The organism is Rhizobacter sp. (genome assembly GCF_046595475.1).
In the GTDB taxonomy this organism is placed as follows: domain Bacteria; phylum Pseudomonadota; class Gammaproteobacteria; order Burkholderiales; family Burkholderiaceae_C; genus Rhizobacter.
The window spans coordinates 13,772-27,003 of sequence record NZ_JBKJOQ010000036.1 but is presented as its reverse complement, the minus strand read 5'-3'; the positions used below and the strand labels follow the sequence as shown (position 1 = coordinate 27,003).

15 protein-coding genes are annotated in these 13,232 nt (G+C 64.5%); 5 read left to right on the top strand and 10 right to left on the bottom strand.

Going from position 1 to position 13,232, the window contains the following annotated elements:
• Positions 1-4: 4 nt before the first annotated feature.
• Positions 5-1,594 carry an AmpG family muropeptide MFS transporter gene (locus tag AC30QB_RS06550; protein WP_489545383.1) on the top strand — a complete coding sequence of 530 codons (1,590 nt, stop codon included), beginning with the start codon at positions 5-7 and terminating at the stop codon, positions 1,592-1,594.
• A gap of 54 nt (positions 1,595-1,648) precedes the next feature.
• Entirely contained in the window at positions 1,649-2,584 is a 936-nt protein-coding gene (locus AC30QB_RS06545; RefSeq protein WP_489545382.1) for a M48 family metallopeptidase, read from the top strand.
• 129 nt (positions 2,585-2,713) lie between these two features.
• Here the strand turns inward: AC30QB_RS06545 and AC30QB_RS06540 are convergent, their stop codons facing one another.
• The 7 genes from AC30QB_RS06540 to AC30QB_RS06510 all read right to left on the bottom strand — a co-directional run bounded on the left by AC30QB_RS06540 (position 2,714) and on the right by AC30QB_RS06510 (position 7,241).
• Positions 2,714-2,980 carry a hypothetical protein gene (locus AC30QB_RS06540; RefSeq protein WP_489545381.1) on the bottom strand — a complete coding sequence of 89 codons (267 nt, stop codon included), beginning with the start codon at positions 2,978-2,980 and terminating at the stop codon, positions 2,714-2,716.
• An 88-nt stretch (positions 2,981-3,068) separates the two neighbouring features.
• Positions 3,069-3,740, bottom strand: coding sequence for an alpha/beta hydrolase (locus AC30QB_RS06535; protein ID WP_489545380.1), 672 nt, complete (start codon positions 3,738-3,740; stop codon positions 3,069-3,071).
• A gap of 46 nt (positions 3,741-3,786) precedes the next feature.
• Positions 3,787-4,809 carry an AraC family transcriptional regulator gene (locus tag AC30QB_RS06530; RefSeq protein WP_489545379.1) on the bottom strand — a complete coding sequence of 341 codons (1,023 nt, stop codon included), beginning with the start codon at positions 4,807-4,809 and terminating at the stop codon, positions 3,787-3,789.
• A gap of 273 nt (positions 4,810-5,082) precedes the next feature.
• Positions 5,083-5,724, bottom strand: coding sequence for a hypothetical protein (locus AC30QB_RS06525; protein ID WP_489545378.1), 642 nt, complete (start codon positions 5,722-5,724; stop codon positions 5,083-5,085).
• Positions 5,725-5,837: 113 nt separating this feature from the next.
• The gene (locus tag AC30QB_RS06520) at positions 5,838-6,035 is read right to left on the bottom strand and encodes a hypothetical protein (protein WP_489545377.1); all 198 of its coding nucleotides are present in this window, start codon (positions 6,033-6,035) and stop codon (positions 5,838-5,840) included.
• Positions 6,001-6,408, bottom strand: a complete 408-nt coding sequence (locus tag AC30QB_RS06515; RefSeq protein ID WP_489545376.1) for a DUF3597 domain-containing protein — start codon at positions 6,406-6,408, stop codon at positions 6,001-6,003. Before AC30QB_RS06515 ends, AC30QB_RS06520 begins: the two co-directional genes overlap by 35 nt.
• A 47-nt stretch (positions 6,409-6,455) precedes the next feature.
• A complete protein-coding gene (locus AC30QB_RS06510) occupies positions 6,456-7,241 on the bottom strand; it encodes an exodeoxyribonuclease III (RefSeq protein WP_489545375.1) in 786 nt (261 codons plus the stop codon).
• A 12-nt stretch (positions 7,242-7,253) separates the two neighbouring features.
• Here AC30QB_RS06510 and pyrE point away from each other — a divergent pair, with 12 nt between their 5' ends.
• Together pyrE and AC30QB_RS06500 are read left to right on the top strand one after the other, a co-directional pair.
• Positions 7,254-7,946, top strand: a complete 693-nt coding sequence (gene pyrE, locus AC30QB_RS06505) for an orotate phosphoribosyltransferase (protein WP_489545374.1) — start codon at positions 7,254-7,256, stop codon at positions 7,944-7,946.
• Between the two features lie 55 nt (positions 7,947-8,001).
• Complete coding sequence (locus AC30QB_RS06500) at positions 8,002-8,634, top strand: DUF4124 domain-containing protein (protein WP_489545373.1); 633 nt, start codon at positions 8,002-8,004, stop codon at positions 8,632-8,634.
• A gap of 17 nt (positions 8,635-8,651) precedes the next feature.
• Here AC30QB_RS06500 and gatB read toward each other — a convergent pair whose 3' ends face one another.
• Genes gatB through gatC form a run of 3 tightly spaced genes read right to left on the bottom strand, consistent with a single transcriptional unit; the run spans position 8,652 to position 11,904 of the window.
• A complete protein-coding gene (gene gatB, locus AC30QB_RS06495) occupies positions 8,652-10,118 on the bottom strand; it encodes an Asp-tRNA(Asn)/Glu-tRNA(Gln) amidotransferase subunit GatB (protein ID WP_489545372.1) in 1,467 nt (488 codons plus the stop codon).
• 2 nt (positions 10,119-10,120) lie between these two features.
• Positions 10,121-11,575, bottom strand: a complete 1,455-nt coding sequence (gatA, locus tag AC30QB_RS06490) for an Asp-tRNA(Asn)/Glu-tRNA(Gln) amidotransferase subunit GatA (RefSeq protein WP_489545424.1) — start codon at positions 11,573-11,575, stop codon at positions 10,121-10,123.
• A gap of 29 nt (positions 11,576-11,604) precedes the next feature.
• Positions 11,605-11,904 (bottom strand): Asp-tRNA(Asn)/Glu-tRNA(Gln) amidotransferase subunit GatC, encoded by a 300-nt coding sequence (gene gatC / locus AC30QB_RS06485; protein WP_489545371.1) that lies wholly within the window; start codon positions 11,902-11,904, stop codon positions 11,605-11,607.
• A 279-nt stretch (positions 11,905-12,183) separates the two neighbouring features.
• Here gatC and AC30QB_RS06480 point away from each other — a divergent pair, with 279 nt between their 5' ends.
• Complete coding sequence (locus tag AC30QB_RS06480) at positions 12,184-13,227, top strand: rod shape-determining protein (RefSeq protein ID WP_047486496.1); 1,044 nt, start codon at positions 12,184-12,186, stop codon at positions 13,225-13,227.
• Positions 13,228-13,232: the final 5 nt, after the last annotated feature.

The following is a 13,232-nucleotide window of genomic DNA, read 5'->3' as shown; positions in this document are numbered from 1 at the left end:
GCGCATGTCCGTTTCAGCGCCGCCCCACTCTGCGCATGCCCGTTTGTGGGCCTTGCATCGCTTGGCGGTTGTCACCGTGCTGGGCTTTGCCTCGGGCCTGCCGCTCGCCCTCACGGGCCAGGCCATGCAGGCCTGGCTCAGCGTGGAAGGCGTTGACATCGCGACCATCGGCTTCCTGAGCCTGGTCGGCCTGCCCTACACCTTCAAGTTCTTGTGGGCGCCGCTGATGGACCGCTTTGAGCTGCCCTGGCTCGGCCGGCGCCGTGGCTGGATGGTGTTGACGCAGCTGGCGCTTGCCGGCGCGCTGCTGCTGATGGCGGGCACCTCGCCCACCGCTGCCACGCGCAGCTTCGCGCTGCTTGCGGTGCTGGTGGCGTTTGTCTCGGCCTCACAAGACGTGGTGGTCGACGCCTACCGCACCGACCTGCTGCACGCCAAGGAGCGCGGCCTGGGCTCGTCCTTGTATGTGCTGGGCTACCGGCTGGCCATGATCCTGTCGGGCGGCGTGGCGCTGATTTGGGTCGACCCCACGCAAGGTGGTGGCTGGACATGGCCCGAGGTTTACCGCGTCATGGCGGGCCTGATGGTAGCCGCGGCCGTGCTTTCGGCGCTGCTGCTGCCGCGCCTGCCCGAGATCGAGAAGCCTTCCAGTGTGGCGCGGCGCGACCTGCTGGGCTTCGTGGCCGTGCTGCTGGCGGTGGCTCTGGGCGTGGTGCTGAGCGACCGCCTGGGCCCGCCCATCGCGCAGGCGCTGCTGGCGCCGCTGTGGGCTGGCAGCGCGCTGTCGCCCGACCTGCAAGGCAAGTGGACGTCTCTGCTGGCCTTGCTGTTGGGCGTGGCCTTCACCCTGCCGCTGGCGGCGTGGGTGGCAAAGCTGGCGCGCTTCGAGACACTGCTGGGCGGCCTGCGCAGCTATTTCAGCCAGACGGGTGCCGGCGCCTTTCTTGCGTTCATCGTGCTCTACAAGCTGGGCGATGCGTTCGCCGGCTCGCTGATGACGCCCTTCTTGCTGAAGACGATGCTCTTCAGCACCGCCGAGGTGGGCGTGGTCAACAAGCTCATCGGCCTGTGGCTCACCATCGGTGGCGCGCTGATCGGTGGTGCGTTGATGCTCAGGCTCGGCCTGTGGCGCTCGCTGATGTTGTTCGGCGTGTTGCAGATGGTCAGCAACCTCGGCTTCTGGTGGCTGGCCGTCGAAGGCAAGGGGCTGATGCCAGGCCTGGTGATCCCGGCTTTCGATTGGGGCTTCGTGAAGCTCGCCCACGAGACACCGGTGGACGGTGGCCTGCTGATGGTGATCGCTTTCGAGAACCTGTCGGGTGGCATGGGCACGGCCGCGTTCGTGGCTTTTCTGATGAGCCTGTGCAACCAGCGCTTCACTGCCACTCAGTACGCCTTGCTGTCGGCTTTTGCCTCGGTGGGCCGCGTGTGGGTGGGGCCGCTGGCGGGCGTGATGGCCGAGACGATCGGCTGGCCATACTTCTTCATCGTGTCGACCGTGCTGGCCCTGCCGGCGCTCGTCATGCTGTGGTGGCTACGCCAGCCGGTGCGTGCGCTGGAAGTGGACCCTGACACACCGCTGCACGACGATTGACGGGAGCGCCGATTGCCCCCGGAACATTACCCCTTCCAACAGATCAGAGTCGCCATGAGCACACGTTTCAACTTCGACGCCACCTTGACCCCCGCGCCCACGCTGCACGCTCGAGGTTGCGGCTGCGGCCTGCATGCGCGCCGTCTGTTCACCGGAGCGCTGCTGGGTGTCGGTGTGGGCAGCCTGTTGGCCGTGCCGGCGCTGGCGCTGGCGCGCGAAGGGGTGGAGGTGGGGCGCAGCTCGCAGTTTTCCAAGTTCGTCTCAGCCCAGCAGATCGAAGAGGCGGCGCAGGCGCAGTACTCGACCATGAAGCAGGAAGCGGCCCAGAAGAAAGCGCTCGCGCCCAGCAACCACCCGCAGGTGGTGCGCTTGCGCGCCATTGCGCAGCGCATCATTCCCTACACCTACGAATGGAACCCGCGCGCCCGCGACTGGAAGTGGGAGATCAACCTGCTCGGCGCCAAGCAGATCAACGCCTTTTGCATGCCCGGCGGCAAGATCGCCTTCTACTACGGCATCTTGGAGCAGCTGCAGCTGGATGACAACGAAGTGGCCATGGTGATGGGCCACGAGATGGCGCATGCGCTGCGCGAGCACGCACGCGAGCAGATGGGCAAGACCATGGCCACGCGCGGCGGCATCGAGATCGTGTCGGCCCTGTTTGGTCTGGGCGACGTGGCCCGCACGGTGGCCGGCATGGGCGGCCAGTTGCTCACACTCAAGTTCGGCCGTGAAGACGAATCAGAGGCCGACCTGGTGGGCATGGAGCTCGCCGCCCGCGCCGGCTACGACCCGCGTGCTGGCATCAGCCTGTGGAACAAGATGGCGGTCGCCAGCAAGGGCGCGCCGCCGCAGTTCCTGTCGACCCACCCCTCGGGGCCCATGCGCATTCAAGACATGCAAGCAAACTTGCCGAAGGTGACCGGCCTTTACGCACGGGCGCCCAAACCCGAGCAGCGCTTCGAGCCGCCGGCTAAGTCGTCTAGCTGACGAGGGCTGAGGTCGCGAAAAAAAGGGGCACCCCATGGGCCCCGATCGCTCGCTTTCTGATCACCGTCAGTTGTAGCGTGTCGTCGAATCCTTGTAGCTGCCGTCGCAGCATGTGGTAGCGCAACTGGATCACACCGCCGGGTGGGCCAGCTTGATCTGTGCAAAAAGCTGGCGCAGCGACTCGACGGCATAGTCGAGCCCGCTGACCTTGAAGGGCCCGACGTCAACACTGTGCTTCACACGCGTCTCGAATGCGCCTGAAGGGGCTGAGCAATCTCGGGTCAACTGGCCTGGCACGCCGAACTTCGCCAGCATCGACTTCTCTGTAGCCGAAGAGAGCCCGGCGTTCATCTGATCCTTAGGTGGAAGGGGGACTCGGTCTGCAAGGCTGGCCATGCGGCTCTCCGGGGTTGTGGTGGCCCAGCCTAAGGCGGGGCCATGCGCAACGCGTCAAACGTATTGATGAGCGCCGAGGGTGAGCCTCCTATGCCAGCACGCGCAGCAACCACCGGTTCAAATCTGCAATCTCTTGCGCACACACCGAGTGCGGCATGGGGTACTCGTGCCACTCGACGGCGTAACCCAGCGCAGTCAGTGCGTCGCGTGAAGCCACGCCGCGCGGATAGGTCACCACCGGGTCTTGCGTGCCGTGGGCCAGGAATAGGGGCACGTCGCGGTTGGCCTCGCTGCGCTCTGCCGCCGTACTGGCGGCCAGCGGCAGGTAGCCCGACATGCCCACCACCCCGGCCAGCCGCTCGCGGTAGCGCAGCCCGGTGAGCAGGCTCATTGCGCAGCCTTGTGAGAAGCCGGCCAGCACGATGCGTGACGCCGGCACGCCGCGTGTGTTTTCACGGGCAATCAGGGCTTCAATCTGGGCCTGCGATTGGCGCAGCCCGGCTTCGTCTTCGCGCCGCGCGAGGTCGGTGCCGAGGATGTCGTACCAGGCGCGCATCACATAGCCGCCGTTGATGGTGACGGCGCGCTCGGGCGCGTGCGGCAGCACGAAGCGCACGTTTCCTAGCGGGCTCAGGTCGAGCTCTTCGGCGACCGGCGCAAAGCCGTGGCCGCTGTCGCCCAGGCCGTGCAGCACGATGACAGTGCGTGTGGGCGCTGGGCCGGTTTCAATTTCGATGGCGTCTAGGGGCGTGAGTGACATGACGAAGAAGCTCCACAGAGAAATGTTGAGCTGAATCGTACGGGCCTCAGCGAGTGGGGGTGCTGGCCCCGCGAAAAGCCCCCGGCGTGTCACCCGTCCAGCCGCGAAAAGCGCGGTGGAACGAGGCCGTGCTGTCGAACCCCAGCTGCGCGCTGATGGTGTTGATGGGGGCGTGGCTCTTGGTCAGCATCTGCACGGCCATGTCTCGCCGGAACTCGTCTTTCACGCGCTGGAAGCTGGTGCCTTCGTCGGCCAGGCGGCGGTGCAGTGTGCGGGTGGACACGTGCAGGGCCTCGGCCGCGCTCTCGGCGGTGGCCGGCAGCGGCAGCCGCTCGGCCAGGTAGCTGCGCATGCGCAGGCTCAGGCGCTCTTCGTGCAGGCCTACGAAGATCCAGTCTTCAGGGGCGCGCAGCAAAAATTCATTCAGGTCGTGCTTGGTGCGGCGTATGGGCAGCTGCATCAGCTCGGCGTCGAAGTGCAAAGTGGCCAGGGCCTGGTTGAAGAACACGGGGCCGGGGTACAGCACCTCGTAGTCGGCAGCGAACGACGGCCTGGCAAAAGGGAAATCGACGCGCAGCAGCGGGATGCGCCGGCCGACCATCCACGAGGCCACGCCGTGTATGACTTTGAGCATCATGTCGGAGGCCATGGGTTGACATGGCGATGCAGGTGAGGTGGGGACGAGCGCCACGCGCATCGTGCTGTCATCGCTTTGCAAGTCAATATGAAATTCGGCGCCCAGCAGACGCGACACCTGTGACCAGCGGTGAATCGCCACCATCAGGTTCTTGGCGTCTAACAACGCCAGGCAGGTGAACTTCAGTGAGCCGTGGCGAAAGGCGCGCGAGAAAAGCTGCAGCATCTCGTCATCGAGCTGGATGGCAAGCCGGCGGTACAGCGTGGAAAACTCTTGCTCTGTGATGCGTGCGGTGGGCTCGTCCATCAGCGCAAGGGCCAGGCCGGTTTGCTTGAACAGCTCCATGGCGTCTGGCCGCGACGTGCCCGAGGCCTGCAGCAAAGCGGCCAGGTACCCCATGGAAAGGGTCGCGGGTGCGGCGGTGACTTTCATGCAGCGTGCGTTGGCAGTCCCAAGCGAGGTGGCAGGATTTGCAACAAGCCTAGAAGCGCCAACGGCGATCCGCCGGGCGTGTGGCGTTCTGTGAAAGTAGCACGTGTTACCCGGTAGCGGGACTGGTGGAAGCCTGCATGCCCATGGTGCTGCGTTCTTGCCCGGCACACGTCGATTGGCGCAAAATGCAAATCCGATGGCTCTTCTCGCCAATAGAGGTGGCCCCGTCTCCCAAGGGGGCTTTAGCTCAGACCGGGCTGAAACTCAGACCGCTCAGAAGCGGTAGTTGAACCCGATGGCGATCAGCGGAATCGCCTTGACCTTGCCGGCGCCGTCGCGTATTTCGGCCAGCTCGGCGTCGACGTCGGCCTGCGAAGCCATGCTGAAGTTGTTGCCTGAGTGCGATTCGGTCACCCGTGCCTTGCCGATGGAGGCGCCGAGGTCGAACACGAAGCCCCAGCCGCTGCTCAGCTGGTGGCCGTAACCGATGCCGAGGTAAGGCGTGGTCTTGGGGAACTCGATCTTCACGTTGAGGCGGTCGGTCGAGTCGGTCGGGTAGCTGGTGTTGCCGATGGTGACCGGGCTGCCGTTGCCCTTGGCTACAAGGTCGAGCTTCATGTTGTTGAAGGTCACGCCGCCGGTCAATCGGAAGCCACCGCCGCTGACGGGGAACCAGTCGCCGAAGAAGCCAGCGCGGTTGTAGGTGGCCTTGCCTTCGTAGTCGATGCCCTCTTCTCGGCCGTTGCGCTCGCGGCTGCCGAAGGTGCCGAAATCACCGCGCACGGTGAAGTCGGGCGACACGGCATGTGCATAGCCGAGCATCACGCCGTGGGTGCCTATGCCGGTGTACACCTCGCCGGCATGGGCGCCGGCGGCCAGGGTCAGTGCCGCCAGGGCGATCAGGGGGTGTTTCATTGCGATCCTTCGGAAATTGGGCACCGCACAGTGCGGGCGAATTTCATTCTAGGAACGCAGGGTGGGTGGTGAATCCACCAAAGTGGCGATGCGTTGCGGTGCTTTTCAGTCGATCAACGCAGGGCCTTGCCGGCCATGCGCATGATGTCGTCGAGCGTGTTGCCATCGCCGCTCATGTCGAGCATGGAGGCCAGGCCGCCGCCGCCCGCCGCTGGCCGCCGGCTGGTCGGGCGATGACGTGCCAGAGCCGTGCTGCTTGGCCATTGGCCGCTCTCTTCAGCTGAACAGCTCTTTGGGTACGTTGCCGCCATTGGCCGCGATGTGGGCCAGCACGTTCTTGTGCAGCCACATGTTCATCTGGGCGGAGTCGCCCATCTTGTCGTCTGGGCAACCCAGCTCAACGGCCAGGGCCTTGCGCGCGGTGAGGCTGCTGTCGATGTCGAGCAGCTTGAGCAGGTCGACGATGGAGGTCTTCCAGTTGAGCTTCTGTGAGTTGGCCGCGGCCTTCTGCTCCAACAGGGTCACCACGTCGACCATGGCGATCGGGTTGACCACCTCGGCTGCGGGCGCGCTCGGCAGGGGCACGGATGCAGCGGCGGGCGGCGCTGCTGTGGTGGGCGTCACGGGCGCGGCCGCGGCGTCTTTCATGCCGAGCTTGGTGAGGATGTTGCTGAAGAAACCCATGGTGCGCTCCTGGTGAGTGGTCAGGGCCGCATGGTAGGGCGGATGGGTTACAGCGTGAAGTCGTAGTCGATGATCAAGGGCGCATGGTCGGAGAAGCGTTGTTCCATGAAGATCTGTTCCTTGCGCGCCAGCGCCGCGATGCCGGGTGTGGCCAGGTGGTAGTCAATGCGCCAGCCCACGTTCTTGGCATAGGCCTGGCCGCGGTTGCTCCACCAGGTGTATTGGTCTGCCTTTTGGTTGAGCGTGCGAAACACGTCGACCAGGCCGATCTCGTCTAGCGCGTGGGTCATCCAGGCGCGCTCTTCGGGGGTGAAGCCGCTGTTCTTCTTGTTTCCCTTCCAATTCTTGAGGTCGATCTCCTTGTGCGCGATGTTGACGTCACCCACCAGAATGAACTCGCGCTCGGTCTTGAGCTTTTGCAGCCAAGGTGTCATCAGTGCCAGGAAGCGGAACTTGGCGAGCTGCCTCTCTTCGCCGCTCGACCCACTCGGGAAATAGCAGCTGATGATGCTGAGGCGGCGGGTGGGTGTGTCGAAGCGGGCCTCCACGTAGCGCCCTTCGGCATCGAACTCGGGTGAGCCTATGCCCACGATCACCTCGCTAGGCGTCTTGCGGGTGTACACCCCCACGCCCGAGTAGCCTTTCTTCTCGGCGAAGTGGAAGTAGCCCGTCATGTCGTGCACCGTGTCGAAGCGCTCGGCGATGTCGGCGGCCTGCGCCTTGATCTCTTGCACCCCCATACAATCGGCGCCCAGGGCTTCGGCCCAGGGCAACAGGCCCTTGGTGGCGGCAGATCGAATGCCGTTCAGATTCAAAGACACCAGACGAAACACGAGACACCCCCGATGAGCCCCAGCGCGCGAAACAAGTCTCTGGAACAAGACTCCCTGGCGCAGGACTTTGTGAAGTTCTCAGTCGACGCCGGGGTGCTGCGGTTTGGGGAATTCAAGACCAAGGCCGGGCGGCTGTCGCCCTACTTTTTCAACTCAGGCCTGTTCGATGACGGCGCCAAACTGGGCCGGCTCGCGGAATTCTATGCGCGTCGTTTGCTCGCATCTGGCTCTGAGTTCGACATGATCTTTGGCCCCGCGTACAAGGGCATCACGCTGGCTGCTGCGACAGCGGTTGAATTGGCGCGCATGGGGCGCAGCGTGCCTTTTTGCCACAATCGCAAAGAAGCCAAGAGTCACGGCGAGGGCGGCTTGATGGTGGGGGCCCCCCTTAAGGGCCGAGTGGTCATCATCGACGACGTCATCACCGACGGCGCTTCCAAGCGCGAATCGGTCGACATGATCCGTGCAGCCGGCGCGCAGCCCGTTTCCGTGCTAATTGCCATGGATCGCATGGAAAGAAAGGGCCCGGATGACAACCTTACGGTGCGTTCATCCGTTGAAGAGTTTGAGTCGGAGTACGGTATGCCGGTTCTCTCGATTGCCTCATTGACCGACCTGCTGCAGTATCTGAAGTCGAACCATGATCCGGCCCTGGGCCAGCATCTGGCTGGTGTGGCCGCCTACCGTGAGCGCTATGGAGTCTGATCTGTTGAGCCCTTCCCGAGTTGCCAGGCTGGCCCTGGGTTCCGCGTTGCTTGGCATGGCTGCGACCAGCTCTGCTGCCATCTACAGCTGCGTCGACGCCAACGGCCGCCGCCTCACGTCCGACCGCCCCATTGCCGAATGCCTGGCCCGCGAGCAGCGCTTGCTCAATGCCGATGGCTCGATCAAGCAGGTGGTGCCCCCGACCATGACGGTCGACGAAATGGCCGAGGCTGAGGCCAAGAAGCGCCAGGCCGAGGTCGACCGCGTGGCAATGCAAGACGCGGTGCGCCGCGATCGCAATCTCTTGAGCCGCTTCCCCAATGAGGCCGCGCACAGCAAGGCACGCGAGGCCGCGCTCGACGACGTGCGCAAGGGTGTGAAGTTTTCGGAAGATCGACTCGATGAGCTGGAGCGCGAGCGCAAGCCGCTGAAAAGCGAGACCGAGTTCTACAAGGGTAAGAAGCTGCCAGCCAAGCTGAAGCAGGCGCTTGACGCCAACGATGCCGCCGCCGCGGCCCAGCGTTCGCTGGCGCAGAACCAGAAAGACGAGATCAGGCGCATCGACTCACTCTATGACGTGGAGCTCGAGCGCCTGAAAAAGCTGTGGAGCGGTGCGGCCGCGGGCTCGATGGGTGTGCTGCCGGCGGCTTCTTCGCCACCCGTGCCGCGCAAGCCGGCGAGCAAGTAGCGCACGGAACGCGTGGATCAGCCGAGCTTCTTCTTCAAGAGCTCATTCACCGCGGCCGGGTTGGCCTTGCCCTTGGTGGCCTTCATGGCTTGACCGATGAGGGCGTTGAAGGCCTTTTCCTTCCCAGCGCGGAACTCTTCCACCGACTTGGCATTGGCCGCCAGCACCTCGTCGAGGATGCGCTCCAGCTCACCGGTGTCGCTCATCTGCCTGAGGCCTTGGGTCTCGATGACGGTGTCGATGTCGTCTGCGGGGAACATGCAAAGGCGATCAAGTACGTCTTTCGCACCCTTGTTTGAAAGGGTCCCGTCGGCGATTCGTGAAATCAACCCCGCCAGCTGTTGTGCTGAAACGGGGAACTGATCGATCGCGATCTGACCCGCGTTCAGGCGCATCGACACCTCGCCCATCAGCCAGTTGGCCACCAGCTTGGGTTGACCGCAGGCCTTCGCTGCGGTCTCGAAGTACGCGGCGAACGCCTTGTTCTGCGTCATCGTCGACGCGTCATACGCTGCCAGCCTGTAGTCGTTCTGGAAGCGCTCGGCCATCAGGCGGGGCAGCTCGGGCATTTCACCGCGCACGCGCTCGATCCATTCGGGGGCAATCACCAGCGGTGGCAGGTCGGGGTCGGGGAAGTAGCGGTAGTCGGCCGCGTCTTCCTTGCTGCGCATGGCGCGCGTTTCACCGTTGTCGGGGTTGAAGAGCACGGTGGCCTGCTGCACAGTGCCGCCGTCTTCGATCAGGTCGATCTGCCACTGGATCTCGTAGTCGATCGCCTGTTGCATGAACTTGAAGCTGTTCAGGTTCTTGATCTCGCGGCGGGTGCCGAAGTCGGCACCGGGCTTGCGCACCGACACGTTGGCATCACAGCGGAAGCTGCCTTCTTGCATGTTGCCGTCGCAGATGTCGAGCCAGACCACCAGCGCGTGCAAAGCGCGGGCGTACTCCACGGCTTCGGCGCTGCCGCGCATGTCTGGCTCGGTCACGATCTCCAGCAGTGGCGTGCCGGCGCGGTTGAGGTCGATGCCGGTTTGCCCCGCATAGTCTTCGTGCAGTGACTTGCCGGCGTCTTCTTCGAGGTGGGCTCGCGTCAGGTTGACCTTGTGCTTGACCTTCTCGCCATCTGACCCACCCACGAAGAACTCGACCACACCACCTTGCACCACCGGGGTCTCGTACTGGCTGATCTGATAGCCCTTGGGCAGGTCGGGGTAGAAGTAGTTCTTGCGCGCGAAGATCGACAGCGGCGCCACCTTGGCGCCCACCGCCAGGCCGAAGCGTATGGCGCGCTCGACCGCGCCCTTGTTCATCACCGGCAGCGTGCCGGGCAGGGCCAGATCGACCGGCGAGGCCTGCGTGTTGGGGGCCGCGCCAAACTGGGTTGACGAGCCGCTGAAGATCTTGCTGCGGGTGGAGAGCTGCGCGTGAGTTTCGAGGCCGATGACGACTTCGTATCCGCGGATCAGTTTGGGCGTGCTCGGCATGTTCAAAACCCTCCCGGCATACGGGCGTGCCAGTCGGTTGCTTGCTGGAAGGCGTGAGCCGCGTGCAGCAGCTGTGCTTCCTGGAAGTAGTTGCCTATGAGCTGCAGGCCCACCGGCATCGAAGCCTCACCAAAGCCCGCGGGCAGGCTCATGCCGGGCAGGCCGGCCAGGCTGGCCGGCAGCGTGAAGATGTCGGCCAGGTAGTTGGCGACCGGGTCATCGCTCTTGTCGCCCAGCTTCCACGCCACCGTGGGCGCCACCGGGCCGGCGATCATGTCGCACTGCGTGAAGCAGGCCTGGAAGTCGTCGGCAATCATGCGGCGCAGCTTTTGCGCCTGCAGGTAGTAGGCGTCGTAGTAACCATGCGAGAGCACGTAGGTGCCGATCATGATGCGGCGCTTCACCTCGGGGCCGAAGCCTTCGGCGCGGCTCTTCTTGTACATGTCGAGCAGGTCGCTGTAGGTGGCCGCTCTGTGTCCGAACCGCACGCCGTCGAAGCGTGACAGGTTCGACGACGCTTCGGCCGGCGCAATGATGTAGTACACGGGGATCGACAACTCGGTGCGCGGCAGGCTCACGTCGACCAGCGTCGCGCCCAGCTTCTCGAACTCGGCCAATGCGGCACGCACGGCGCCGTTGACGTCGGTCGCCAGGGCGGCGGGGAAGAACTCGCCGGGCAGACCGATGCGCAAGCCCTTCAGCGGCTGCGCGGCTGTGGCGCCTTCGCGCGGCTTGCCCAGGGCGGCGGCGAAATCAGGTACCGGCTCTTGCGCGCTGGTGGCGTCGCGCTCGTCGAAGCCGCACATGGTGTTGAGCAGCAAGGCGCAGTCTTCGGCGTTGCGTGCGAGCGGCCCGGCCTGGTCGAGGCTGGAGGCGAAGGCGATCATTCCGTAGCGCGAGCAGCGCCCGTAGGTCGGCTTGATGCCGGTGATGCCGGTGAAGCTTGCCGGCTGGCGGATCGAGCCGCCGGTGTCGGTGCCAGTGGCTGCAGGCACCAGGCGTGCGGCCACGGCGGCGGCTGAGCCGCCAGACGAACCACCGGGCACGCGGCTCGCGTCCCAGGGGTTCTTCACCGGCTTGAAGGCCGAGTTCTCATTGCTCGAACCCATGGCGAACTCGTCGCAGTTGAGCTTGCCCAGGGTCACCAGCCCGGCCTGGCTGAGCTTGCTCACCACGGTGGCATCGAAGGGGCTCTGGTAGCCGCCGAGCATCTTGGAGCCGGCGGTGGTGGGCAGTGCCTGGGTCACGAAGATGTCTTTGTGCGCCAGCGGCACGCCCAGCAAGGCGCCGCGCTCGCCGCCCGCGCGCCGCTGGTCGGCTGCCTGGGCTTGCTGCAGTGCTGCAAGCTCGTCGACACAGAGAAAGGCGCCGAGATGTTCGTGAGCGGCAACGCGTGCGAGCAGATGTTTCGTCAACTCGACGCTGGAGGTGGCCTTTTCATCGAGTGCGCGGCCCATGTCGGCCGCGCTCAATAGCTGCAAATCCTTCATTCGATGACCTTGGGAACCAGAAACAAGCCATCTTCCACCGAAGGTGCGCTGCGCTGGTTGAGCTCACGCTGGTTGGTCTCGGTGACCACGTCGTCGCGCAGGCGCAGCACCACGTTTTGCACCGCTGACAGCGGGGTGTAGAGCGGCTCGACGCCGCTGGTGTCGACCGCACTCATGCGCTCGACGATGGAGAAAAAGCCGTTCAGCTGTTGCAGCATGGCCGCCTGTTCCGGGGCCTGCAATTCGAGGCGGGCGAGGTGGGCGATGCGGCTGACGTCTTGGGGTGTCAGGGCCATAGGAAATGCAGTCTGGGAAGGGTGTCCGAGGGGTCGAAAACCAGGGGTGATGCAGTATTATCCCCGGTTATCCACAAGCCTTTTGATGCGCTTAAAACCCAATGAATACCAAGGGTTTGCCGCATTTCCGGGCCTCTTGGAACCATATTGCGCCCATGCGCTCGACCACGGTCGATGGCGTGGGCTTGAAAGCCCGGCCACTCACACTTCCACTCACATCGCCCCGCGTGTTCTGTGCCACCGTTGGCGCGCACGCCCGCCGATCTGCCAAAGAAAAACATGTTCGCATCCCTGCGCCGCTATTTCTCCACCGACCTGGCCATTGACCTCGGCACTGCCAACACGCTGATTTACGTGCGTGGCAAAGGCATCGTGCTTGATGAGCCCTCGGTCGTCGCCATCCGACACGAAGGCGGGCCCAACGGCAAGAAGACCATTCAGGCCGTGGGCGCCGAAGCCAAGGCCATGCTGGGCAAGGTGCCCGGCAACATCGAAGCCATACGCCCGATGAAAGACGGCGTGATCGCCGACTTCACGGTCACCGAGCAGATGCTCAAGCAGTTCATCAAGATGGTGCACGACTCTAAGATGTTCCGCCCTAGCCCGCGCATCATCATCTGCGTGCCCTGCGGCTCCACCCAGGTGGAGCGCCGCGCTATCCGCGAGTCGGCGCTGGGCGCGGGCGCGAGCGAGGTCTACCTGATCGAAGAGCCCATGGCCGCGGCCATCGGTGCCGGCCTGCCGGTGTCCGAGGCCAGCGGCTCGATGGTGGTCGACATCGGTGGTGGCACCACCGAGGTGGGCGTGATCAGCCTGGGCGGCATGGTCTACAAAGGTTCGGTTCGCGTGGGCGGCGACAAGTTCGACGAAGCCATCATCAACTACATCCGCCGCAACTACGGCATGCTGATCGGTGAGCCCACCGCTGAAGCCATCAAGAAGAACATCGGCTCGGCTTTCCCCGGCTCCGAAGTCAAAGAGATGGAAGTGAAAGGCCGCAACCTGAGCGAAGGTGTGCCGCGCAGCTTCACCATCAGCAGCAATGAGATCCTGGAAGCGCTCACCGACCCGCTCAACCAGATCGTCTCCAGCGTGAAGAACGCGCTGGAGCAGACCCCGCCCGAGCTGGGCGCCGACATCGCCGAGCGCGGCATGATGCTCACCGGTGGTGGCGCCCTGTTGCGCGACCTCGACCGCCTGCTGGCCGAAGAAACCGGCCTGCCGGTGCTGGTGGCCGAAGACCCGCTGACCTGCGTGGTGCGCGGCTGCGGTATGGCACTGGAGCGGATGGAACGCCTCGGCTCCATCTTCACTTCAGAGTGATCGTG

What these genes read in the sequence shown, in the direction of transcription:
- AC30QB_RS06550 (WP_489545383.1), top strand. Translation starts at nt 5, where the DNA reads ATGTCCGTTTCAGCGCCGCCCCACTCTGCGCATGCCCGTTTGTGGGCC.
- AC30QB_RS06545 (WP_489545382.1), top strand. Translation starts at nt 1,649, where the DNA reads ATGAGCACACGTTTCAACTTCGACGCCACCTTGACCCCCGCGCCCACG.
- AC30QB_RS06540 (WP_489545381.1), bottom strand. Translation starts at nt 2,980, where the DNA reads ATGGCCAGCCTTGCAGACCGAGTCCCCCTTCCACCTAAGGATCAGATG.
- AC30QB_RS06535 (WP_489545380.1), bottom strand. Translation starts at nt 3,740, where the DNA reads ATGTCACTCACGCCCCTAGACGCCATCGAAATTGAAACCGGCCCAGCG.
- AC30QB_RS06530 (WP_489545379.1), bottom strand. Translation starts at nt 4,809, where the DNA reads ATGAAAGTCACCGCCGCACCCGCGACCCTTTCCATGGGGTACCTGGCC.
- AC30QB_RS06525 (WP_489545378.1), bottom strand. Translation starts at nt 5,724, where the DNA reads ATGAAACACCCCCTGATCGCCCTGGCGGCACTGACCCTGGCCGCCGGC.
- AC30QB_RS06520 (WP_489545377.1), bottom strand. Translation starts at nt 6,035, where the DNA reads ATGGCGGCAACGTACCCAAAGAGCTGTTCAGCTGAAGAGAGCGGCCAA.
- AC30QB_RS06515 (WP_489545376.1), bottom strand. Translation starts at nt 6,408, where the DNA reads ATGGGTTTCTTCAGCAACATCCTCACCAAGCTCGGCATGAAAGACGCC.
- pyrE (WP_489545374.1), top strand. Translation starts at nt 7,254, where the DNA reads ATGAGCCCCAGCGCGCGAAACAAGTCTCTGGAACAAGACTCCCTGGCG.
- AC30QB_RS06500 (WP_489545373.1), top strand. Translation starts at nt 8,002, where the DNA reads ATGGCTGCGACCAGCTCTGCTGCCATCTACAGCTGCGTCGACGCCAAC.
- gatB (WP_489545372.1), bottom strand. Translation starts at nt 10,118, where the DNA reads ATGCCGAGCACGCCCAAACTGATCCGCGGATACGAAGTCGTCATCGGC.
- gatA (WP_489545424.1), bottom strand. Translation starts at nt 11,575, where the DNA reads ATGGGCCGCGCACTCGATGAAAAGGCCACCTCCAGCGTCGAGTTGACG.
- gatC (WP_489545371.1), bottom strand. Translation starts at nt 11,904, where the DNA reads ATGGCCCTGACACCCCAAGACGTCAGCCGCATCGCCCACCTCGCCCGC.
- AC30QB_RS06480 (WP_047486496.1), top strand. Translation starts at nt 12,184, where the DNA reads ATGTTCGCATCCCTGCGCCGCTATTTCTCCACCGACCTGGCCATTGAC.